Annotated in this window: 12 protein-coding genes; 5 read left to right on the forward strand and 7 right to left on the reverse strand. The window is 73.2% G+C overall.

Features of this window, described 5'->3' with window-relative positions; genetic code table 11:
• Positions 1 to 198 precede the first annotated feature (198 nt).
• The 7 genes from ACQPY0_RS27910 to ACQPY0_RS27940 form a co-directional block, all read right to left on the reverse strand.
• Positions 199 to 1,119, reverse strand: a complete 921-nt coding sequence (locus ACQPY0_RS27910) for an acyl-CoA dehydrogenase family protein (RefSeq protein WP_432994346.1) — start codon at positions 1,117 to 1,119, stop codon at positions 199 to 201.
• Positions 1,116 to 2,231, reverse strand: a complete 1,116-nt coding sequence (locus ACQPY0_RS27915) for an acyl-CoA dehydrogenase family protein (RefSeq protein WP_432994348.1) — start codon at positions 2,229 to 2,231, stop codon at positions 1,116 to 1,118. The genes ACQPY0_RS27910 and ACQPY0_RS27915 overlap by 4 nt, the downstream gene beginning before the upstream one ends.
• Positions 2,231 to 5,506 carry a non-ribosomal peptide synthetase gene (locus ACQPY0_RS27920; protein ID WP_432994350.1) on the reverse strand — a complete coding sequence of 1,092 codons (3,276 nt, stop codon included), beginning with the start codon at positions 5,504 to 5,506 and terminating at the stop codon, positions 2,231 to 2,233. Before ACQPY0_RS27920 ends, ACQPY0_RS27915 begins: the two co-directional genes overlap by 1 nt.
• The gene (locus ACQPY0_RS27925) at positions 5,503 to 6,798 is read right to left on the reverse strand and encodes an MFS transporter (protein WP_432994352.1); all 1,296 of its coding nucleotides are present in this window, start codon (positions 6,796 to 6,798) and stop codon (positions 5,503 to 5,505) included. The genes ACQPY0_RS27920 and ACQPY0_RS27925 overlap by 4 nt, the downstream gene beginning before the upstream one ends.
• A complete protein-coding gene (locus tag ACQPY0_RS27930) occupies positions 6,791 to 13,879 on the reverse strand; it encodes an amino acid adenylation domain-containing protein (RefSeq protein WP_432994354.1) in 7,089 nt (2,362 codons plus the stop codon). The genes ACQPY0_RS27925 and ACQPY0_RS27930 overlap by 8 nt, the downstream gene beginning before the upstream one ends.
• Before the next feature lie 8 nt (positions 13,880 to 13,887).
• The gene (locus ACQPY0_RS27935) at positions 13,888 to 14,091 is read right to left on the reverse strand and encodes an MbtH family protein (RefSeq protein WP_432994356.1); all 204 of its coding nucleotides are present in this window, start codon (positions 14,089 to 14,091) and stop codon (positions 13,888 to 13,890) included.
• Positions 14,092 to 14,191: 100 nt separating this feature from the next.
• Positions 14,192 to 17,344, reverse strand: coding sequence for a non-ribosomal peptide synthetase (locus ACQPY0_RS27940; protein WP_432994358.1), 3,153 nt, complete (start codon positions 17,342 to 17,344; stop codon positions 14,192 to 14,194).
• A 341-nt stretch (positions 17,345 to 17,685) separates the two neighbouring features.
• Here ACQPY0_RS27940 and ACQPY0_RS27945 point away from each other — a divergent pair, with 341 nt between their 5' ends.
• Genes ACQPY0_RS27945 through ACQPY0_RS27965 form a run of 5 tightly spaced genes read left to right on the forward strand, consistent with a single transcriptional unit; the run spans position 17,686 to position 22,742 of the window.
• The gene (locus tag ACQPY0_RS27945; protein WP_432994360.1) at positions 17,686 to 18,858 is read left to right on the forward strand and encodes an argininosuccinate synthase domain-containing protein; all 1,173 of its coding nucleotides are present in this window, start codon (positions 17,686 to 17,688) and stop codon (positions 18,856 to 18,858) included.
• Positions 18,859 to 18,875: 17 nt separating this feature from the next.
• Positions 18,876 to 19,862: an aldo/keto reductase gene (locus tag ACQPY0_RS27950; protein WP_432994362.1), complete on the forward strand. Its 987-nt coding sequence runs from the start codon at positions 18,876 to 18,878 to the stop codon at positions 19,860 to 19,862.
• Positions 19,859 to 20,605, forward strand: coding sequence for a hypothetical protein (locus tag ACQPY0_RS27955; RefSeq protein ID WP_432994364.1), 747 nt, complete (start codon positions 19,859 to 19,861; stop codon positions 20,603 to 20,605). The genes ACQPY0_RS27950 and ACQPY0_RS27955 overlap by 4 nt, the downstream gene beginning before the upstream one ends.
• Entirely contained in the window at positions 20,602 to 21,510 is a 909-nt protein-coding gene (cysD, locus tag ACQPY0_RS27960; protein ID WP_432994366.1) for a sulfate adenylyltransferase subunit CysD, read from the forward strand. Before ACQPY0_RS27955 ends, cysD begins: the two co-directional genes overlap by 4 nt.
• Before the next feature lie 2 nt (positions 21,511 to 21,512).
• Positions 21,513 to 22,742: a sulfate adenylyltransferase subunit 1 gene (locus ACQPY0_RS27965; RefSeq protein ID WP_432994368.1), complete on the forward strand. Its 1,230-nt coding sequence runs from the start codon at positions 21,513 to 21,515 to the stop codon at positions 22,740 to 22,742.
• Positions 22,743 to 22,822: the final 80 nt, after the last annotated feature.

Raw genomic sequence — 22,822 nt, forward strand, 5'->3', positions numbered from 1 at the left:
GCAGGCCCGTCCTCGGCCTGCTCCGCTCGCCCTACGCCGCCCCATTCCTGGCGCTCATCGTCTTCTACGCGCTCTCGAACATCTCCGCCAACACTCAGGGCCAGTTCGGCACATACATCCTCGTGAACTACGGCCACGTGGACATCGCCGCAGCGTCGCTGATGGGACTCGTACTGCTGCCTATCGACATCGGCGGATTCAGCCGCCGGTCAGCAGGGGCGCGACCTCGGTGCGCAGTTGGGTCGGGGAGCCCAGCCGCAGGGATTCGACCGCTGCGCGGCGGTAGAACAGCTGGGCGTCGCTGTCGTCGGCCATGCCCGCGGCGCCGTGGACCTGCATCACCGTTGTCGTCACCGTGCGGGCGAGTTCGGCGGCCAAGGACAGGCTGTGGGCGGCGGTCAGACGGACATCGCGGCCGTGGTCCGCGTCGCGTGCCGTGTCGCGGGTCAAGAGGCGAGCGGCGTCGATCCGGATGCTCAGTTCGGCCAGGCGAAAGGCGAGGGCCTGGAAACGCCCGATCGGCTGCCCGAACTGTCGCCGCTGCTTGGCCCGCTCGACAGCCAGGTCCAGGGCGCCCTGCGAGAGACCCACCAGGTAGGCGGCCTGACGAATCCGGGCATTGGCCGGCAGGAACTCCGGCAGGAACGTCGCAGGCGTGGCGTCGAAGCGAACGTGGTAGAGCTCGCCCCGCCCCGTCTCCTCGTGCCGGCGCAGCGAGACGGTCGGATGGTCGCGTAGCACGAGGGCAGGACGGTCTGCGATCACGAAGAAGGAGGAGACCTCGGGGGCGAAGCCCACGAAGCGGTACGAGCCGGTGATGCGGTCCTCGGCCGACGTGAACGAGCCGTGCAGAGCGAGCGCCGCGCTACCGGGGACGCCGGACTCGCGGGCCGTGACGGTGTCCAGCAGCGGGCCCTGGTACAACACCGAACCCAGCAACAGAGCCAGTTCGACGAGCTCCGACTGGGACGAAGGCAGGCCGAGCGACATCAGGCCCTGCCACACCATCGCGCGGATCGCGCGATCCCCCTCCAGGTCGGGCTCACCGTGGCGGGGACGGTCGGCCATGCGCCGCACCAGGGGCGCCAGTTCCGCGTCCAGGAAATCCGAGTAACTCACGAAGGCAGGCCCAATCCTGAGGTACCGACGAAATAGAGCATGATCTCCGACGTCCCGGCGGCCAGGGTCAATCCCGGGGCCTCGCGGAAAGCGGCGTCGAAGACGCCGTCGGCGATCGCCATCGGGTCGCGGGCGTCCAGGATGCCGTCCAGGCCGGTGATCTCCAGGGCCAGGGCCGACGCCTCCTTGGCGACCTCGGATGCGTACCACTTCGCGGACGCGGAATGGACCTCGTCCGGCCGGCCGGCGCGGAGGTTCTCCACACAGCGCCAGGCCAGCAGGCGGGCGGCGCGGACCCGGGCGTCGAGGTCCAGCAGGCGGTGGGCATGGGCCGGGTCGGTGGGGTGGCTCAGCAGGGCGCGCAGCACGCGGGCGGCCTTCGCCGCCGAGTCGATGCCGGTGCGCTCCAGCGGCAGGACCCCGTTGATGACCTGCCAGCCGTCGTCGACCTCGCCCAGCACGTCCGCCCGGGTGACGCGGATGCCGCGTAGCGTGACGTCGTCGAAGCGCTCTTCGGAGAGGTTCCACACCGGCTCGATCGACACGCCGACACTGCGCAGCGGAATCAGGAACAGCGTGATGCCGTGATACGCCACGGGGCCGGTCGAGGTCCGCGCGGCGCAGAGGGCGAAGTCGGAGGCGTGGGTCTTCATGCTGTACCGCTTGTGCCCGTACAACCGCCATCCCTCCCCGTCCGGCTCGGCCCGGGTGGTGAGGGAGGCGAGGTCCGACCCGATGTCCGGCTCGCTGAACAGCACGCTGGCGGTCGTCTCGCCGCGGGCCAGCCCGGGCAGCAGCCGAGCCTTCTGCTCGTCGGTGCCGAACAGGGCGATCGCGAGCCCGACGATGTCGATGCCGAGGGTGTGGACGGTGTCGGGGACCCCGTGCAGGATCAGCTCCTCGGTGACGATCGCCTTCTGCACGATCGTGGCGCCCAGGCCGCCGTACTCCACCGGCCAGTTCACCGCCAGCCATCCGCGCTCGCCGAGGCGCCGGTACACGTCCAGCAGGCCGGTCTCCTGCCCGGAGGGCATCCGGCGGGCGCGGGCGACCTCGTCGCGTACCGCATCCTCGCAGAGCAGCTCGCACACCTGAGCGCGGAAGTCGTCCATCACGCGCCCCCGCCCAGCAGCCGGTCCAGCTCCTCCTCGGACAGCTCGGCGATCTCGGCCTCCAGCTGCGCGATCTCGTCGTCGGTGCCGGCCGGCGCGCGCTGGGCCTCGTCGATCTGCCCGGCGAGCTGGCCGAGGAACGGGTGGGTGAACAGCTGCCGCGGTTGGAGGGTCACCCGGAACTCGTCGCGGATGCGGGAGATGAGCTGGGTGACCTGCAGTGAGTTGCCGCCGAGGGCGAAGAAGCTGTCCTGGGCCCCGACCTGCCCCGGTGGCAGGCCCAGCAGGTGCTGCCAGATGCCGGCGAGGCGGCGCTCGTGCTCGGTGGCCGGCTCGGCGTGCCCGGCGCCGGCCTGGGGCTCGGGGTCGGGCAGGCGGGCCTGGTCGAGCTTGCCGGTCGGGGTGAGCGGCAGCGCGTCGAGCACGACCAGCGCGGCCGGCACCATGTGCAGCGGGAGCCGGTCGGCGGCGTGCCCGCGCACGCCGGCCGGGTCGAGCTCCGCGCCGGGCTCCGGGATCAGGTACCCGATCAGCCGCGCCCGCGCGGTGCCGGGCTCCTTGACCACGACCGCGGTCTGGCGCACGCCGGGATGGGCGGCCAGCACGTGCTCGATCTCGCCGAGCTCGACCCGCAGCCCGCGCAGCTTCACCTGCCGGTCGACCCGGCCCAGGAACTCCAGCTGGCCGTCGGCGTTCCAGCGGGCGAGGTCGCCGGTGGCGTACATGCGCTCGCCGGGACTGGGGGCGTAGGGGTCGGGCAGGAACTTCTCGGCGGTGAGGTCCGCCCGGCCGAGGTAGCCGTGGGCGAGGCCGGCGCCGGCCATGTGCAGCTCGCCGGCGACGCCGATCGGCGCGGGCCGCAGCTGCCTGTCCAGGACGTACGCGCGCTGGTTGGCCATCGCCCGGCCGATCGGCGGCGGGCCGTCCAGCGGCTCGGGCGGGCACCGGTAGTCCACGCAGGTGACGGTGACCTCGGTGGGGCCGTATCCGTTGTGGAACTCCCGCCCGGGCCGCGACCATCGGTTGACGAGCTCGGCGCCGAACGGCTCCATGCCGATGAACAGGATCCGCAGCGCGGAGAGCGGCTGTGGATCGAGCAGGCCGAGAACCGGCGGCGGAATGTCCACGATGGACACCCGCTCGTCGGCGAGCAGGCGCTGCAGCTTCTCCGGGTCGAGCAGGTCGGTGCGGGGCGCGCCGACGATGGTCGCTCCGGCGCTCAGCGTCGAGAAGACGTCCGAGACGCTCACGTCGAAGGCGGGGTTGGAGAACTGCAGGATCCGGTCGACCGGGGTGACGGCGAACATCTCGCGGAAGGCGGTGACGAAGTTGACGATGGCGCGGTGCGGCACCAGGACGCCCTTGGGCCGGCCGGTGGAGCCGGAGGTGTAGATGACGTACGCGGTATCCCCGGGCTCGATGGTGACGGCCGGCGGCGTGTCCGGCAGGCCGTCGAGCACCGCGGTGTCCAGCAGGATTCGGGCAGCGTCGGCGGGCAGCCGGTCGGCCAGGTCCGACGTGGTCATCACGACCACCGCATCAGCATCGCCGAGCTGGTAGGCCAGGCGCTCGGCCGGATACTGCGGATCCAGGGCCAGCCAGGCTCCGCCGGCCTTCAGCACCGCCAGCTCGGCGATCGGCAGGTCGAAGCCGCGCTCCACCAGCACCGCCACGACGCGGCCGCGGGCCTTGAAATCGTCGGTCAGCACGTGCGCGAGCCGGTTGGAGCGCCGGTCGAGCTCGCCGTAGGTCAGCTCGTGGCCCCGGAACCGCATCGCGATACGGTCCTCGTCGAACGAGATCAGCTCGTGCAGCAGGCGGCCGTCCACGGGTCCGGGCGCCGGGTTCCAGTCCAGCAGGACCCTGCGGGTCTCGGCGGCGGTGAGCAGGGGCAGCGCGTCGACGCGGGTGCCGGGCGCGGCGACGGCCCCGGCCAGCAGGGTGCTGTAGTGCTGCAGCAGCCGCTCGATGCGCTCGGCGTCGAAGACCTCGGTGGAGTACTCGACCCAGACCCGCAGGCCGCCGTCGGGCGCGTCGGTGATCTGCACCGACAGCTCGAACCGGCTCGTGCCCGGCCAGCGGGTCACCGGCTCGGCGAGCAGCCCGGCGAACTCGGCCCGGGCCACCATCGGCTCCGGCACGAGCGTGAACAGGTGCTGGAACAGCGGATTGCGCCCGGGCAGCCGCTCGGGCTTGAGCTCCTCGACGAGCGTGCCGAGCGGGACGTCCTGGTTGGCCATGGCGTCGAGCAGGGTGTCGTGGCAGCGGCGGGCGAGGTCGCGGACGGTGGGGTTGTCGCCCAGGCGGCCGCGCACGACGACCGTGTTGGCGATCATGCCGGCCATCGGCTCCAGTTCGGGCCGGGTCCGGCCGGACATCACCGAGCCCAGGACGATGTCGGGCTGGCCGGTGTACCGGGCCAGGGTCGCCTGGTATCCGGCCATCAGCACGGCGAGGAGCGAGACGCCCTCGGCCCGGGCCAGCTCGCGCAGGTCGCGCGCCAGCGGCCGGGGCAGCGAGGTCCGCAGCACCGCGCCGGCGCCGCTCGGCTGGGCCGGGCGCGGCCGGTCGGTGGGCAGGTCGAGGGGTTCGAGGCCGGCGAGCGCGGCCCGCCAGTGGCCGATCTGCCGGGCCGCGTCCTCGCCGCCGAGCCAGCGCCGCTGCCACGCGGCGTGGTCGGCGGGCTGCAGGGCCGGGCCGGGCCGCTCCGGCGCACCCCCGTAGCGGGCGGCGATCTCCTCCGTCAGCAGCTTCACCGACCAGCCGTCGATGACGATGTGGTGCCAGACGAGCAGCAGCACGTGATCGTCGGGGGCGATCCGCAGCAGCGAGGAGCGCAACAGCGGCCCGGCCTCGAGGTCGAACGGGACGCGGACGCCGGCGTCGATCCAGCCGTCGAGCGAGGCATCGGCGCCGTCCTGGATCGGCAGCGGCCACGCCTCGGGCGGAGGATCGATGATCTGGTACGGCACGCCGTGCTCGTCGCCGAAGCGGGTCCGCTGGCTCTCGTGCCGGGCGACGGTGGCTCGCAGCGCCTCCCGCAGCGCGTCGACGTCGAGCGGGCCGCGCAGGCGGAACGCGCACGGCTCGTTGTACATGGGCGTGCCGGGCGCGAGCTGGTACAGAAACCACAGGAAGCGCTGCTGCTCGGAGACGGCGAGCCGCCCGTCCCGCGGCGCCGGCGCGATCCGGTCCCGCTCGGCCTTCTCCGCCTGGCTGCGGCGGGCCTTCATGTCCAGCAGGGCCTTGCGGATGTCGGAGAGATTGTCGGTCATCGCGGTTCTCCTGCGGTCGAGACGGCGGTGGCGGACTCCGGCTCCAGTTCGGCGAGGTCGCGCAGCCGGGGGATGGGGGAGCGCACGACGAACCAGATCGCGGCGAGGGTGCCGAGGGCGCCGAGCAGCATCGTCGGACGCAGGCCGATCCACTCGCCGAGCGCGCCGCCGGCGAGCGCGCCGATCGCGGCCGCGCCCGTGACCGCGAACCGGTAGCCGGCGTTGGTGCGGCCGAGCACGTCGGAGGTGACGGCGGCCTGGCGGACGCTGATCGCCTGGATGGCGTAGACGCACAGGCCGGCGCCGTTGACGAACAGCGCCAGCCCGATGATGAGCGCGGCGAGGACCGGGCCGCCGCCGGCGACGGGGATCAGCAGCGGCGCCAGGTTGGCGACGAGTATCGAGGCGATGAGCGTGGGGCCGAGGCCGTAGCGGCGGCTGAGCCTGGCCGCGACGGCGCTGCCGAGCAGGGCGCCGACCCCCTCGGCGCTGAGCACGATGCCGATGGTGAGCGGGGACAGGTGCAGGCCGCGGGACATGAACAGGATCAGCACCGCCCACAGCATCTGGTTGAACAGGTTGTAGGTGGCGGCTTCGGCGCCCAGCGCCCGCAGGTAGGTGTTGGACACCGCCAGGCGCACGCCGCGGCCGATCTGGGTCAGCAGCGACACCGCCGGGCCCGGCTCGGGCTCGGGCGCGGGCTCCTTCCGCCCGATGGTGAGCAGGGTCGTGGCGGAGATGAGGTAGGTGGCCGCGTTGACCAGGATCGCGACCGGCGCGGTGAGCACGCCGACGAGCAGGCCGCCGAGGCCGGGGCCGGCCGCCTGGGCGAAGGAGCGGCTGCCCTCCAGCCGGCCGTTGGCGTCGATGAGGTGGTGGTTGCCGACGAGCGAGGGCAGGTAGGACTGGTACGCCAGGTCGAACACCACCGTCAGCGTCGCGCCCAGGAACACCAGCACGCCGAGCAGCCCGACGTTCATGACGTCGAGCAGGATCGCCAGCGGGATGACGCCGTAGGCCACCGCCCGCCCGAAGTTCGCCGCGCGCAGCAGCGGCAGCCGCCGGACCCGGTCGACCCACACCCCGGCCAGCAGCGTGAAGAGCAGGAACGGCGCGGTCTGGGCGGCGTTGACGACGCCCATCTGCAGCGGCGACGCGGACAGGGTGGTGACCGCCAGCAGCGGGATCGCCACCAGCGACACCTGCGCGCCCAGCAGCGACAGGCTCTCGGCCGACCAGAACTTCACAAAGTCCGCGTCGCGCCACAGCGACCCGTCATCGGGTTCAGACATGCGGGCTCCTCGTCAGCTCGTCCAGCACGCGGGCCACCGTCGCCGCGTGCGGCGGGCGCAGCACGGTGTAGTGGTCGCCGCCGGCCGCGTGATGGGAGAACGCGGCCGGGGCCACGGCCCGCCAGCGCTCGGTGTCGTCGTCGTGGCCGGCGGCGCTGATGAAGACCAGGCGGCCGGTGTACGGCTCCGGGCGGTGCGCTTGGAACGCCTTCGTGTTGGCCGCGAACCGTTCCCAGAACTCCTCGACGAGATCCGCCGGTTTCAGGCCCAGACCGGCGATCTCCTCGGCGAACCACGTGCGGAGGTTCTCCTCGCTGGGCTCCCCGGCCGAGGGCAGGCCGGTGTCGATCAGCGCGACGAACGCGACCGGCTCGCCGGCTGCGAGCAGCCGCCGGCCGATCTCCAGGGCCACGGTCCCGCCGAAGGACCAGCCGGCCAGGTGGTACGGGCCGTGCGGCTGGACGGCCCGGATGGCGTCCACATAGGACGCGGCGAGCCCCGGCACCCCGTCCGCCCCGGCGCGGCCCTGCAGGCCGTACACCGGCCGGCCGGCGCGCAGCAGACCCACCAGGGGCAGGTAGGGCCCGACGGTCCCGCCGACGGCGTGCACGAGGAACAGCGGCTCGCCGTCGCCGTTCGCCCGCAGCGGTACCACTGGGTCGCCGCCGCCATCCACTGAGCCGCCGCCGTCGACGCGGGCCGCGAGCCGCTGCAGGGTCGGGTTGGCGAACAGCTCCCGCGGATGCAGGTGTGCGCCGGTCGCCGCACGGATCCGGCCGATCAGCTGCGCGGTCTGCAGCGAGTTGCCGCCGAGGTCGAAGAACGTGTCGTGCGCGCCGACCCGCTCGGCCGGCACGCCGAGCAGCGTGCTCCAGATCTCGGCCAGGCGCAGCTGGGTGGCGCCGGACGCCGGGACGCCCCCGGCCCCGGCCGACTCGCCCGGGTCGGGCAGCCGCCGCAGGTCGGTCTTGCCGTTGGCGTCGCGGGGCAGCTCCGGCAGGACCAGCAGCTGCCGCGGGACCATGTGCGGCGGCAACTGCTCGGCGAGCCGGTCGCGCAGCGCCGCCGGGTCGGGCCCCCGGCCGGCCTCCGGCACCGCATAGGCGACCAGCCGCGCGTTCGGCGACCCGGCGTCCCTGACCACGACGACGGCCTGGCGGATGCCGGGCTGAACGGCGAGGGCGTGCTCGATCTCGCCGGGTTCGACCCGCATGCCGCGGAGCTGGACCTGCCGATCAGCACGGCCGAGGAAGTCGAGGTTGCCGTCGGCTCGCCAGCGGACCAGGTCGCCGGTGGCGTACATGCGGGCGCCCGGCTCGGGGGTGTACGGGTCGGGCAGGAACTTCTCCGCGGTCAGCTCGGGCCGGCCGCGGTAGCCGCGGGCCAGGCCCGCGCCGCCGATGTACAGCTGACCGGGCACGCCGATCGGCACCGGGCGCAGACCCGCGTCGAGGACGTAGGCGCGCTGATTGTCCAGCGGCCGGCCGATCGGCGGGCGGGGGTCGGCCGCGCCGGGCGGGCACAGGTAGTCGGTGCAGATGACGGTCGCCTCGGTCGGGCCGTAGCCGTTGCGCAGGTCGCGGTGCGGCGCCGCCCAGCGCTCGGCCAGCTCCGCCGGGCAGGCCTCGCCGGCGACCATGACCAGGCGCAGGTCCCGCGGCACGTCCGGGTCCATGAGGCCCAGCAGTGCGGGCGGCACGTACGTGACGGTGACCCGCTCCTCGCGCAGCAGCGCGCCGAGGGCGTCCGGGTCGGTCAGGGTGTCCGCGGGCACGCCGACCACGCTCGCCCCGGCGGCGAACGCGCCGTAGACGTCGAAGATCGACACGTCGAACGCGGGGTTGGCGACCTGGGCCAGCCGGTCGTCGCCGGTGATCGCGTACCGTACCGCGATGCTCTGCGCGAACTGCACCGCCGCCCGGTGCGGGATCATCACGCCCTTCGGGGTGCCGGTCGAGCCGGAGGTGTACATGACGTAGGCCAGGTCGTCCGGGCGGGTCCCGGCCACCGGTGCGGTGCCGGGCGCCGCGGCCAGCCGCTCCAGCGTCGCCGCGTCGTCCAGGCACAGCCGCGGCACGTCCGGCGGCAGCCGGTCGGCGAGGCCCGTGGTGGTGACCACGACCGGGGCCGCACCGTCGGCGAGCTGGAAGGCGATGCGCTGCGCCGGGTTGCGCGGGTCGAGCGGTAGCCAGGCCGCGCCGGTCTTGAGCACCGCGGCCTGGGTGACCGGCAGGTCGAGACCGCGATCGAGCAGCACGCCGACGAGGTGCCCCGGGCCGATGCCGTGGTCGTCGGCCAGGACCCGGGCGAGCCGGTTCGCGCGCTCCTCCAACTCGCCGTAGGTGAGCTCGGCGCTGCCGAAGCGCACGGCCACGTGGCCGGGGCGGGCGCTCGCGTGCCGGGCGGCGAGCTCGTGCAGCAGGCCGCCGGGGCGGGCGACGGGAGCCGGGTTCCAGTCCTCGACGAGCGTTCGCAGCTCGGCCGGGCCCAGCAGCGGCAGCGCGTCGACGGGCGTGTCCGGGGCCGCGGTGGCGGTGCTCAGCACGGTGGTGAGGTGCTCGGTGAGCCGCTCGATACGCTCCGCGTCGAACAGCTCGGTGGAGTACTCGACCGCCAGGTCGAGCCCGCCGCCGGCGCCGTCGGTGAGGGCGATGGTCAGGTCGAATCGGGACCCGTCGGTGCCGGCCGGGACCGGCTCGACGGTGGCGGTGCCGAGGCGGATCTCAGCGGCGGAGACCTCGGCGGTCTGCAGGCTGAAGCTGACCTGGAACAGCGGGTTGCGCCCCGGCACCCGGTCGGGGCGCAGCACGTCGACGACGAGGCCGAACGGCACGTCCTGGTGCGCGGTCGCGTCCAGCACGGTGTCGTGGCAGCGGCGGACCAGCTCGGCGAAGGTGGGGCGGCCGGCGGTGCTGGTGCGCAGGACGACGACGTTGGCGAAGTAGCCGACGAGCGGCTCCAGCTCCGAGCGGGTGCGGCCGGAGAAGACCGAGCCGATCGCGAGGTCGTCCTGGCCGGTGTACCGCGACAGCACGACCCCGAAGCCGGCCAGCGCGACGGCGAGGAACGTCGCCTGCTCGCGCCGGGCGACGCCGCGGATGGCCGCACCGAGCCCGGCGGGCAGCCGCCGGCTCAGCTGGGCGCCGGCGCCGCTCGGGCGGGCCGGTCTGGCCCGGTCGGCCGGGAACCGCAGTTCTGGCAGCCCTTCCAGGGTGCGCCGCCAGTAGTCGAGGTCCGCCGCGAGCTGCTCGCCGGAGCCGGTGCGGCGCTGCCAGGCGGCGTGATCGGCCGGCTGGACGTCGAGCGGGGCGAGGGTGCGCCCGGCGTACAGGCGGGACAGCTCGTCGGTGAGCACGGCGATCGACCAGCCGTCGGCGACGATGTGGTGCACGACGAGGAGCAGCAGGTGCTCGCCGGGGCCGAGGCGGGCCAGCGAGGTGCGCAGCAGTGGTCCCCTGGACAGATCGAACGGCGTGCGGGCCCCGTCATGCAGCCACCGTCCGGGATCGGTGACATCGGTGACCGGCAGCGGCCAGGCCGCCGGCGGCGGGTCGATGCGTTGCACTACCGCGCCCTCGTGCTCCTCGAACCGCGTCCGCAGGCTCTCGTGCCGGGCGACGAGCGTGGTCAGCGCGCGCCCCAGCGCGGCGACGTCGAGCTCGCCGCGGATGCGCAGCGCGAGCGGCAGGTGGTAGGTGGAGGCGGCCGGGTCGAGCTGGTGCAGCAGCCACAGCCCTTCCTGCTGGTGCGAGCACGGCAGCGCGCCGACGCGCGGGACGGCCGAGATGCGCTCCGGGGCGCGGCGGGCGGCCCGGGCGGTGCGCTTGCGGGCCAGCAGCGCCTCCAGCTCGGCGATCTCGTCCTGTTCAGCATCGCTTTGAACAACGGAGTCGATCAGCGCCGCGAGCTGGTCCAGGCGGGCGGCGCTGAAGAGCTGGCGCGGCTGCAGGCCGACGCCGAACGCGTCGCGGACGCGGGCGATGAGCTGGATGGACTGCATCGAGTTGCCGCCGAGGCCGAAGAACGTGTCGTCGATGCCGACCTGTCCCTCCTCGACGCCGAGCAGCCCGGCCCAGAGCCCGGCGACGCGGCGTTGCGTGGCGGTCTGCGGCGGATGGTGTGCGGCATGAGCCTCACCCGCTTCCACCGGCCGTGGCAGGCGGGCTTCGTCGACCTTGCCGGACGTGGTCAGCGGCAGCGCCTCGAGCGGCTGGAGCGTGGCCGGGACCATGTGCAGCGGCAGCCGCTCGGCGAGGTGCTCGCGCAGCGCCGCCAGGTCGACCTGGCGGCCCGGCTCCGCCACGACGTACGCGGCCAGGTGCGCCTGCGCGGTGCCGCCCTGGCGCAGGGTGACCGCGCTGTGCCGCACGCCGTCGAAGGCGTTCACGGCGTGCTCGACCTCGCCGAGCTCGACCCGCAGCCCGCGCAGCTTCACCTGCCGGTCGACCCGGCCCAGGAACTCCAGCTGCCCGTCGGCGTTCCAGCGCACGAGGTCGCCGGTGGCGTACATCCGCTCGCCGGGGTTCGGGGCGAACGGGTCGGGCCGGAACTTCTCGGCGGTCAGGTCGGCCCGGCCGAGATAGCCGTGGGCGAGGCCGACGCCGGCCATGTAGAGCTCGCCGGGAACGCCGACCGGCACCGGGCGCAGGTCCGGGCCAAGAACGTACGCGCGGTGGTTGGCCATCGCCCGGCCGATCGGCGGGGCGGCGGTGAGCGGCTCCTCCGGGCACCGGTAGTCGGTGCAGGTGATGGTGACCTCGGTCGGGCCGTAGCCGTTGTGGAACTGTCGTGCGGGTCTGCCCGGCGAACGCTGCCGCGCCCATCGGTTCACCAACTCGGCACCGAACGGCTCCATGCCGATGAACAGCACCCGTAGGTCGCTCAGCGGCTCCGGGTCGAGCAGGCGCAGCACCGCGGGCGGGATGTCGCCGAAGGTGACCCGCTCGTCGCGCATGAGCGCCTGCAGGCCGTCGGGGTCGAACAGGGTGGCCCGGGGCGCACCGACGACGGTGGCGCCGGCGGCGAACGTGGCGAAGAAGTCCGACACGCTCACGTCGAAGGTCGGGTTGGCCAGCTGCAGCACGCGGTCGCCGGGGCCCAGCTCGAACAGCTCGACGAGGTTGCGGCAGAAGTGCACGGCGGCCCGGTGGGGCACGAGCACGCCCTTGGGGCGGCCGGTCGAGCCGGAGGTGTAGATGACGTAGGCGGTGTCCTCGGGGTCGACGTCGACGTCCGGGGCAGTGGCCGGCCGGCCGGCGCCGGCGTCGGCACCGAGCAGGACGGTGGCGACGCCCGGCGGCAGGCGGTCGGCGAGGTCGGCAGTCGTGAGCACGAGCGCCACGCCGGCGTCGGCGAGCTGGTAGGCGAGGCGGTCGCGAGGGTACTGCGGGTCCAGCGGCACCCAGGCGCCGCCGCTCTTGAGCACCGCCAGCTGCGCGGCGGGCAGGTCGAAGCCGCGCTCCAGCAGCACGCCGACGTGGTCGCGGGGCTGCATACCCGCGGCGACGAGGGTGTTGGCGAGGCGATTGGCGCGCGCGTCCAGCTCGCCGTAGGCGAGGTCGGCACCCAGGAACCGCATCGCGACCGCGGCCGGGGCGGTGGCGGCGCGCTCGGCGAAGACGGTGTGCAGCAGGGTCGCGCCCTCTCGCGGTACCGCCGCGGGATTCCACTCGTGCAGGACCTGCTCGCGCTCGGCGGGGGTGAGCACCTCCAGGTCGCCGATGCGTGCATCGGGGTCGTCGGCGGCGCCGGTCAGCACGGCCGCCAGGTGCCCGGCGAGCCGTTCGATGCGGTCGGCGTCGAAGAGCTCGGTGGAGTACTCCGCGGTCACGTCCAGCCCGCCGTCGGCCCGCTCCTCGGCGGCGACGGCGAGGTCGAAGCGGGCGCTGACGGCGTCGCGGGGCAGGGCGCGGACGGCGACGCCGGGCACCGCGAGCCCGGCCTCGGTGACCGCCTTGGCCTGCAGCGTGAAGCTCACCTGGAACAGCGGGTTGCGCCCGGCGACGCGCGGCGGGTTGAGCTCCTGGACGACGAGGCCGAACGGCACCTCCTGGTGCGCCGACGCGCCGAGGACGGTGTCGTGGCAGCGGCGGACCAGCTCGCGGAAGGTCGGGTCGCCGGTGGTGCTGGTGCGCAGCACGAGGGTGTTGGCGAAGAAGCCCACCAGGGGCTCGATCTCCGAGCGGGTACGGCCGGAGAAGACCGAGCCGACGACGAGGTCGTCCTGGCCGGTGTACCGGCGCAGCACGGTCAGGAACCCGGCCAGCAGCACGGCGAGGAAGGAGACGCTCTCGGCGGCGGCGAGGGCGCGCAGCCGGCCGGCGAGTCCGTCGGGCAGCGGGCGGGCGAGCAGCGCCCCGGCGCCGGTCGGCTGGGCCGGGCGCGGCCGGTCGGCCGGGAACTCGAGGGTCGGCAGGCCGTCGAGGGTGCGACGCCAGTAGCCCAGCTGCTCGTCCAGGGCGGGGCCGCCGAGGCGGCGGCGCTGCCAGGCCGCGTGGTCGGCCGGCTGGATCGCCAGCGGCGGCAGCGGGTCGGTGCCGGGGCCGGCCGCGAGGAGGGTGGTCAGCTCGGCGCACATGATGCCCAATGACCAGCCGTCGGCGATGACGTGGTGCAGCACCAGCAGCAGCACGTGGTCGTCCGGGCCGAGCGCGGCGAGCTCGGTGCGCAGCAGCGGCCCGTTCGCCAGGTCGAACGGCCGGTCGGTGGTGGCGCGGGTCCAGGCGTCGAGGCCGTCCCGCGGCACCGGGGTCACCGGCAGCGGCCACACCGGCGGGGCCGGGTCGGCGAGCTGCCTGCCGTCGGCGTTGAACCGCGTCCGCAGGCTTTCGTGCCGGGCGACGAGCCGGCGAATCGCGTCGCCGAGCGCGTCGGTGTCCAGCGGGCCGGTCAGGCGCAGGGCGAGCGGTATGTGGTACACCGCCGATGCGGGGTCGAGCAGATGGAGGTACCACAGCCCCTCCTGCTGGTAGGTGCTGGGCAGGGCGCCGTCGCGCGGCACCGGCGCGATCCGCTCCTGCTCCTCCCGGCGTTGCCGCAGCCGCAGCTCCAGCACCGCCCGGCGCTTCTGCGCAAGCGTCATCGGGCCTGTCATCGGCGCACGCTCAGCGGTCGCAGGTCGGTCCAGACCTGGGCGATGTGGGCGAGGCACTCGCTCCGGGTGCCCCGCACCCCGAGCTCGCGCCACCCGGCGGGCACCTCGCGCCCGGCGGGCCAGATGGAATGCTGCTCCTCGTGGTTCACCACCACCGTGAAGACGGGCTCGTCCGGGCGGGGCTCTGGCGATGCGGACATGGCTGTACTGCTCCCGTTGTCGTTGAAGGGCAATGGTGGAGACGTTCACAGGCATGCGCGGATTCTCGCATCGACGCCTGCCGCGCATCGGCGAGCACGGTCATGTCCCCGCCCCGAGCTCAGCGCCGGCATCCGGGACGGCCAGCCCGTCGAGGAACGGGGTCAGGTCGTCCAGCGCCGTCCGGGTGACCAGCGCGGCCATGCTCGGCGCGTGGCTGGTGAACTCGGCGACGGCGAAGTGCCGTGAACTGTCGGTGAACATCGCGTCGAGCTCGGCCGGCGCGCCGGGGCCGGACCCGCGCGCGGCCGGCAGCAGCATCGCCGCACGCACCAGCGGCCCGTCGGTGCCGTCCCGCTCGACCAGCTCGTGCAGCCGGGCCCAGAACTTCGGGTAGTCGCCGGGCTCGGCGACGCCGCGCTCGACCAGGCCGTCGAAGATGTCGGCGAAGCGCAGCGGGGCCGGGCGCAGCAGGTGCACCCGGTCGGCCGTGGGGCGCCGGCCGGTGACGGCGTCGGTGATGTAGGCGGCGACCAGGTCGACCGGCAGGTGGTCGGTGGTGGCCGCGGTCGGGAACGCGATGCCGGTGCGGGCGGCCGCCGCGACGAGGCTGTGCGCGATCGAGGCCGGGTTGGGCACGCCGGTGCGGCTGTGCGGCCAGATCTCGCCGAGCCGGTACACCACCGAGTCCAGCCCGTAGCGCCGGCAGTCCTCCAGCACGTGCTCGACGACGTGCTTGGAGCGGCTGTAGCCGTCGGCGGGCGGCCGGGCCGGGTCGGGCAGGCGCTCCTCGCCGATCGGCGGCCCGGTGGTCGCCGCCAGTTCCTCGTCGCCGAACGCGCTGAACGTCGACAGCACGTGCAGCCGGCTGCCGCAGCCGCTGAGGGCCAGGCGGACCAGCTCCCGGGTGCCCAGCACGTTGTCGGCGCGCAGCCCGGCGTAGTCGGCCAGGAAGTTCACCCGCGCGCCGGCGTGCAGCACCGCGTCGACCTGGTGGGCGAGGCGGATGAAGTCGCCCTGCCGCAGCCCCAGCTCCGGGGCGGCGAGGTCGCCGGCGAGGATCCGCAAGTGGCCGTACCCCAGCGCGTAATCGAAGCGAGGCAGCGACTCGGTGAGCCGGTAGTGGCGCAGCGCGGCCCGCAGCCGCTCCCGTGCGGCCGGCACGTCCCCCGCTCGCACCAGGCAGACGGTGTGGATCGTCGGGCGGGCCAGCAGCTCGGCCAGCAGGTGCGCGCCGATGAACCCGGTGGCGCCGGTGAGCAGGACCCGATGCGTGCGGGCCGGGGCGGGCCGGGCGCGTGCCGAGCCGAGGTCGGCGAGGTGCCGGTCGGCCTCCAGCTGGGCGGCGCCGCCGTCGCGGGGCTCGGCGCGGGCGCGGCGGGCATCGCCGAGCAGCAGGGCGGCCTGGTCGCGGACGGTGTCGGCGCGCAGCAGCTCGCCGACGTCGACCGGGCGGCCGGCGCGGCTGCCGAGCAGAGCGCCGATCCGGTGGGCGAGCAGTGAGGTGCCGCCGTACTCGGTGAACGCCACGTCGGGCGAGACCGTCTCGATCTGCAGGACCTCGCGCCATACGGCGGCGACGAGCTCCTCGGTGCGCGAGAGCGGGGCGACGACGCGGGCGGCCGCGGCGGCCTCGACGATCCGCTCGGCGGCGATGCGCTCCAGGCCGCGCCGGTCGAGCTTGCCGTTCGGGGTCAGCGGCAGCTCGTCGAGGCGGACCAGGCGGCGCGGGACGACCTCGGCGGGCAGCCGGTGGCGCAGGTGCGCGGTGATCGGGTCCAGTTCGGGGGCGCGCTGGCCGCCGGCGGCGGTGAAGAAGCCGACCAGGGCCCGGGCCGCGCCCTCGCCGACGGCGACCACGGCCGCGTCACGGACCCCCGCGACCTCCAGCAGCGCGCGCTCGATCTCGGCCAGCTCGACGCGGACCCCGCCGACCTTGACCTGGTCGTCGCGGCGGCCGTCGAAGTACAGCAGGCCGTCCGCGCCGACGTGGCCGAGGTCGCCGGTGCCGTACAGCTTCGGGCCGGGTACGGCCGGAAAAGGGTTGTCGAGGAAGACCTTCGCGGTGCGCTCGGGATTGTCGAGGTAGCCGGCGCCGACGCACTCGCCGCCGATGAAGATCTCGCCGATGCGGCCCGGCGGCAGCGGGCGCAGGTCCTCGTCGAGCACGAGCGCGGCGGTGTTCGGGATCGCCCTGCCCAGCGGGACCCCGGCGTCGGGTCCGGTGCCCTCGTTCGGGTCGGCGTCGAGGTCGATGTCGTGGAACACCGAGCCGATCGAGCACTCGGTCGGCCCGTACGTGTTGGTGACCCGCAGGTGCGGCAGCAGCGCGTGCAGCCGTTGCAGGACGCGGCCGTTGGCGGCCTCGCCCCCGATGAGCATGCGACGCAGCCCCGACAGCGCGGTGACCAGGTCCGGGCGCAGCTCCAGCAGGCCGACGAGCGCGCTGAGCACCGAGGGCACGAAGTCGGTGATGGTGATGCCGTAGCGGCCGAAGATGCGGCAGGTCTCCTCGAGGTCGAGAAAGCCGCGCCGGTCCGGGATGACGACCCGCCCTCCGGTGGTGAGCGGCCACAGCACCTGCCACATCGAGGAGTCGAAGGTGGGGCGGCTGTTCTGCAGCACGACCTGGCCGGCGCCGTCGCCGAAGTGTCCGGACATCGCGGTGAGCCGGTTGACCAGGCCGCGGTGCCGGTTGAGCGTGCACTTCGGGCTGCCGGTGGAGCCGGAGGTGAAGTACCCGTAGATGAGGTCCTCGGGTCCGGGCCGGACCGCCTCGGGTACCTCCCGGTCCGCGGGCGGCAGGTCGTCGACGGCGACGAGCGGCACCGGTGCCAGGGTCGCGCCGAGGCCGATGACGACGGTGGGGTTCAACTGGCGCAGCACGTCCTCGATGCGCGAGGCCGGCCAGTCCGGGTCGACGGGCACGTAGAAGGCGCCGGCCTTCATCGCGCCGAGCACGGCGACCGGGAAGTGCAGGCTGTTGCGGATCAGCAGCGGCACCAGGTCACCCTTGGCCACGCCGTGCCCGTGCAGCGCGGCGGCGACGGCGCCGGCCGCCGCGTCGAGCTGCGCGTAGGTCAGGCCGGTGTCGCCGTACTGCACGGCCGTGCGCTGCGGCGCGTCGCGCGCCACGGCCTCGAACAGGTCGAGCACCGACCTGGTGCGAGGGAAGTCTCGGACCTCGCCGATGCCGTGGGGCACGGCGCCGGGGCCGGCTTGATGATGGTCGTCGGTCGTGGGGTTGCTCGTCATGACACGGCTCCGGACGCGCTGGATCGCCGCCGGCACGGGTCGTGCCGGCGTCAGACAAGATCGGGCTGGTGACCTGGAGTTATGACCGAATGATGAACGGGAGTTGGTTCGTTAACGTTCGGTTTCATTCGTTGCGATCAATTAGAGGGACGTGCGACGCGGTCCGTTAACAATGCCTGGTGGTGGCATGGATAGGCGTCGGCCTTCGCCGATGGGGGTGCGGCGAATGACGTTACCCCGCATTGTCTGGGATCAACAAGTCAAGCGGCTTCGGGAGAGTTTCCCGACAATCTACAAATGACATTGCGCTTTTTTCATGATCGACCTATATCATACTGATCATGTATGTTGAAAATGTCGCGGGGCGTCCGGTCGGAGTGCTCCAGGGCGGCGGTCTGTCCAGCACCGCCCTGGGCATCTGGCTGGCCGAGCACGGCGTCGACGCCCACCACCTGGTCGCCGACATAGGCCAGGCACCGGCCGCGGAGCTCGAGGCGACAGTCTCCGCCTGGCGTGCCCGCGGCGTGCCGGCCACGCTCGTGGACCTGCGCACCCCGATGGCCGAACTCGCCCTCGACCTCGTGCGCTATCAGGCCCGCCACGACGGCGGCTACTGGAACACCACCGGCGCCGGCCGCCTGGTGCTCGTCGAGCACCTCGCGCCGCGGCTGCTCGCCGAGGGCCGCACCGTGCTCGCTCATGGCTGCGTCGGCGGCGGCAACGACCAGCGCCGCTTCGCCCGCTACACCGCACGGTTCGCGCCGGGTCTGGACGTGTACGCACCCTGGACCGACCCCGGGGCGCTGCGCCGCTTCCCGGGCCGCGCGGCGATGCTCGACGCCGTCCAGGACGCCGGCCTGCCCCTGGACGAGGGCAGCGGCGCCGACTGGTCCACCGACGCCTCCCTCGCCGGCGCCTCCCACGAGTCCGCGTCGCTGGAGGACCTCGCGGTGCCGGTCGACGCCCGCAGCCTGCGGCCCCGCTGGAGCCGCTGGCCGGCCGGCGCCCCCGACGAGCCGCAGACCGTGACCGTCACGGTCGCCGCGGGCCGCATCACCGACATCGACGGCAGCGGCCCCGACCCGGTCGCGATCGTCGGGCGCGCCGGCGAGCTCGGCGCCCGCCACGGCGTGTGGCTGCGCGACGTGGTCGAGCGGCGCATCATCGGCACCGTCTGCCGCGGCGTCTACGAGGCGCCCGCCCTCGAGGTGCTCGGCGCCGCCTGGCTACGCGTGCTGCAGACCAGCCTCGACCAGCGCTCCCGCGCGCTCTACGACCAGCTCAGCGCCACCCTCGGGGCGGCCGTCTACGAGGCCTGGTACGCCGAAGCGGCGGCCCGGTCCGCCCGCGACGCTCTCGACGCGCTGCTCGTCCGGGCCTCGGCCACCGTCACGCTCACCCTGCACCGCGGCACCGCCCGCGCCGCCGCCGTGGACGTCACCGCGTCCGGCGCCCCGCAACAGACCCGGTTCGGCACCGGCGGCAACCGCTGGCGCGAACCCGTCGCCGTCTGAATTCATGAAGGAGTGATATGCGGTACCGCACGTTCGGCCGGCTCGGCTGGTCGGTCAGCGAGATCGGCTACGGCATGTGGGGCATCGGCGGCGGCGAGGGCGGCTGGACCGGCGCCGACGACACCACCGGCGAGGAGGCGCTGCTGGAGTCCGTCCGGCTCGGCTGCAACTTCTTCGACACCGCCTGGATCTACGGCCGCGGCCACAGCGAGAAGCTCCTCGGCGGCCTGCTGCGCGCGTCCGGCCCCGGCCCCGGGCTGAGGATCGCCACCAAGATCCCGCCCAAGGACCGCAACTGGCCCTCCACCCGCGACTCGCGGATCGAGGACGTCTTCCCCGAGGACCACATCCGCGAGTACGTCGACCGCAGCCTCGACAACCTCGGCGTCGAGCGCATCGACCTGCTGCAGTTCCACGTGTGGGAGGACGCCTGGGTCCGCGAGCCCGGCTGGCAGCGGGTCGTCGCCGACCTGCGCGAGCAGGGCCTGGTCGAGGGTATCGGGATCAGCGTCAACCGCTGGGAGCCCTGGAACGTCCTGGACACCCTCGGCACCGGCCTCATCGACGCGATCCAGGTCATCTACAACATCTTCGACCAGGCCCCCGAGGACAAGCTCTTCGGCGTCTGCGCCGAGCTGGACATCGCCGTCATCGCCCGCGTCCCGTTCGACGAGGGGACGCTCACCGGCACCCTGACCCGCGACACCACCTGGCCCGCGGGCGACTGGCGCAGCAGCTACTTCGTGCCGGAGAACCTCGAGGCGAGCGTCGCGCGGGCCGACGCGCTCAAGGCCGTCCTGCCCGGCAGCGTGACCCTGCCCGAGGTCGCCCTGCGGTTCATCCTGGCCAACCCGCAGGTCAGCACCGTGATTCCCGGCATGCGCACGCCCGCCCATGTCCGGGCCAACGTCGCCACCAGCGACGCCCCGCCGCTCGACCCGTCCCTGCTGGAGGAGCTGCGCCGGCACCGCTGGGACCGCGAGCCCACGGAGTGGTCGCAGTGAGCCGCCACCCCTCCGACGCGCGCATCATCGTGATGTGGGCGGTGCCGCGCTCCCGCTCCACCGCCTTCCTTCGTATGATCATCGAGCGCGGCGACCTCGACGTGGTGCACGAGCCGTTCTCCAACCTGGCCGCCACCGGCCGGTTCGAGCTCGGCGAGCACACCGCCGGCTCGATCGAGGAGCTCTTCGAGCTGCTGCTGGACCGGGCCCGCACCGGCGAGCGGCGGCTGTTCGTCAAGGAGACCGCCGACTACCGCTACGACGCCCTGCTGGCCGACCCCCGGCTGCACACGGAGCTGACGAACACGTTCATGATCCGCGAGCCCGGCGCGGTCGTACGCTCGCACTACGCCATGAACCGCGATGTCGAGCGCGACGAGATCGGCTTCGAGCGGGTGCACGAACTGTTCGGCGCCGTCCGGGCGGCCGGCGCCCCGGCGATCGTCGTCGACGGCGACGACCTGGTCGCCGACCCGCCGGCGGTGATCGCCCGCTTCTGCGAGCTGACCGGTCTGCCGTTCCGGCGCGAGGCCCTGACCTGGGACCGGGGCGCCCGGCCGGAGTGGGCCCGGACCGAGCACTGGCACCTGGACGTGGAGCGCAGCAGCGGCTTCACCACGGCGTCGAACGAGCATCCGGTCGACCCGGCCGACGCCGAGCGGGTCGAGGCGCTCATCGCCCACCACCGGCCGTTCTACGAGCGGCTGCGCGAGCACCGGATCGCGGGGGCGTCCGCGCGATGAGCCGCCCGCCGTATCGCGTCTCGCACCTGGATGCCCTGGAGGCGGAGAGTCTGTTCGTCATGCGCGAGGTGGTCGCTGAGTTCGAGCGGCCGGTGCTGCTGTTCTCGGGTGGCAAGGACTCGATCGTGATGCTGCGGCTGGCCGAGAAGGCGTTCGCGCCGGCCCGGATTCCGTTCCCGGTCATGCATGTGGACACCGGTCACAACTTCTCCGAGGTGCTGGCCTACCGTGACCGCCGGGTTACGGAGCTCAACGTGCAGTTGATCGTCGCGAGTGTGCAGGAGGCGATCGACGCCGGCATGGTGCGGGAGTCCGCGGATGGGATGCGGAACCGGATTCAGACGCCGGTGCTGCTGGATGCGGTGGAGAAGTACCGTTTCGATTCGCTGTTCGGCGGGGCGCGCCGGGATGAGGAGAAGGCGCGGGCCAAGGAGCGGGTGTTCAGCTTCCGTGATGACTTCGGCCAGTGGGACCCGCGTAACCAGCGGCCGGAGCTGTGGGCGCTCTACAACGCCCGGATCGCCCCGGGTGAGTCGATCCGGGTGTTTCCGCTGTCGAACTGGACCGAGCTGGACATCTGGCACTACATCGCCCGCGAGGGGATCGAGCTGCCGGGCATCTACTACGCCCATGACCGGGAGGTCGTGGATCGAGGCGGGATGCTCTACGCCGTCAACGAGTTCCTGCCGCTGCGGGCGGGGGAGACGTCCTTCGTGGAACGGGTGCGCTACCGCACTGTCGGTGACGCCTCGTGCACGGCCGCTGTGCGCAGCGACGCGGACACCATCGACAAGGTCATCGACGAGGTCGCGGCCACCCGCATCACCGAGCGGGGCGCCACCCGCGGGGACGACCGGGTGAGCGAGGCCGCGATGGAGGACCGCAAGCGCGAGGGGTACTTCTGAGCATGGATCTGTTGCGGTTCGCCACCGCCGGGTCGGTCGACGACGGCAAGTCGACGCTGATCGGGCGGCTGCTGTACGACTCGAAGGCGATCTTCACCGACCAGTTGGAGGCGGTGGAGGCGACCTCGCGTTCGCGTGGTGACGAGTACACGAACCTGGCGTTGCTGACCGACGGCTTGCGGGCCGAGCGGGAGCAGGGGATCACGATCGATGTGGCGTATCGCTACTTCGCCACGCCCCGGCGTAAGTTCATCATCGCGGATACACCCGGGCACATTCAGTACACCCGGAACATGGTGACCGGCGCCTCGACCGCTGATCTGGCCCTGATCCTGGTCGACGCCCGTAAGGGCCTGGTCGAGCAGTCCCGGCGGCATGCGTTCCTGTGCTCGCTGCTGCGGGTGCCGCACCTGGTGCTGTGCGTGAACAAGATGGACCTGGTCGACTACAGCCAGGAGGTGTTCGAGCGCATCGCGGACGAGTTCACGTCGTTCGCCGCGAAGCTCGAGGCGCCCGACCTGACGGTGATCCCGATCTCGGCGCTGCACGGCGACAACCTGGTCACCCGCAGTGAGAACATGTCGTGGTACGAGGGGCCGTCCCTGCTGCACCATCTCGAGCACGTCCACATCGCCTCCGACCGCAACCTGCTCGACGTGCGGTTCCCGGTGCAGTACGTCATCGAGCCCGGCCGCTACGCCGGCCAGCTCGCCGGCGGCGTGATCAAAGCCGGCGACGAGGTCATGGTGCTGCCGTCCGGCCTCACCACGACCGTCACGCATATCGAGACGGCGGACGGGGTGCTCGCCGAGGCGTATCCGCCGATGTCGGTGACCATCCGGCTCGCCGACGAGATCGACATCGCCCGCGGCGACCTGATCTGCCGGCCGCACAACGCCCCGGTCGTGGCCCAGGACCTCGAGGCGATGGTCTGCTGGATGGACGAGACCCGGCCGCTGACGGTCGGCGGGAAGTATGCGATCAAGCACACCACCCGCTCGGTCCGCACCGAGATCCGGGGACTGCAGTACCGCCTCGACGTCAACACCCTGCACCGCGACGAGTCTGCCGCCGATCTCGCACTGAACGAGATCGGCCGCGTCAAGCTGCGCACCACCGTGCCGCTGCTCGCCGACGAGTACCGCCGCAACCGCACCACCGGCGGGTTCATCATCATCGACGAGAGCACCAACCGCACGGTCGGCGCCGGCATGATCGTGAAAAGCGCCTGACGGATCTATTCGCATTTTTCAGATGGTCCAAATTTGGGGTAACTCCTACTCACTCGATGGTTGATAACAAGAATAGGAAA

Source organism: Dactylosporangium sp. CA-233914 (assembly GCF_050942935.1).
Classification (GTDB): domain Bacteria; phylum Actinomycetota; class Actinomycetes; order Mycobacteriales; family Micromonosporaceae; genus Dactylosporangium.

What these genes read in the sequence shown, in the direction of transcription:
- ACQPY0_RS27915 (WP_432994348.1), bottom strand. Translation starts at nt 2,231, where the DNA reads ATGGACGACTTCCGCGCTCAGGTGTGCGAGCTGCTCTGCGAGGATGCG.
- ACQPY0_RS27920 (WP_432994350.1), bottom strand. Translation starts at nt 5,506, where the DNA reads ATGACCGACAATCTCTCCGACATCCGCAAGGCCCTGCTGGACATGAAG.
- ACQPY0_RS27925 (WP_432994352.1), bottom strand. Translation starts at nt 6,798, where the DNA reads ATGTCTGAACCCGATGACGGGTCGCTGTGGCGCGACGCGGACTTTGTG.
- ACQPY0_RS27930 (WP_432994354.1), bottom strand. Translation starts at nt 13,879, where the DNA reads ATGACGCTTGCGCAGAAGCGCCGGGCGGTGCTGGAGCTGCGGCTGCGG.
- ACQPY0_RS27935 (WP_432994356.1), bottom strand. Translation starts at nt 14,091, where the DNA reads ATGTCCGCATCGCCAGAGCCCCGCCCGGACGAGCCCGTCTTCACGGTG.
- ACQPY0_RS27940 (WP_432994358.1), bottom strand. Translation starts at nt 17,344, where the DNA reads ATGACGAGCAACCCCACGACCGACGACCATCATCAAGCCGGCCCCGGC.
- ACQPY0_RS27945 (WP_432994360.1), top strand. Translation starts at nt 17,686, where the DNA reads ATGTATGTTGAAAATGTCGCGGGGCGTCCGGTCGGAGTGCTCCAGGGC.
- ACQPY0_RS27950 (WP_432994362.1), top strand. Translation starts at nt 18,876, where the DNA reads ATGCGGTACCGCACGTTCGGCCGGCTCGGCTGGTCGGTCAGCGAGATC.
- cysD (WP_432994366.1), top strand. Translation starts at nt 20,602, where the DNA reads ATGAGCCGCCCGCCGTATCGCGTCTCGCACCTGGATGCCCTGGAGGCG.
- ACQPY0_RS27965 (WP_432994368.1), top strand. Translation starts at nt 21,513, where the DNA reads ATGGATCTGTTGCGGTTCGCCACCGCCGGGTCGGTCGACGACGGCAAG.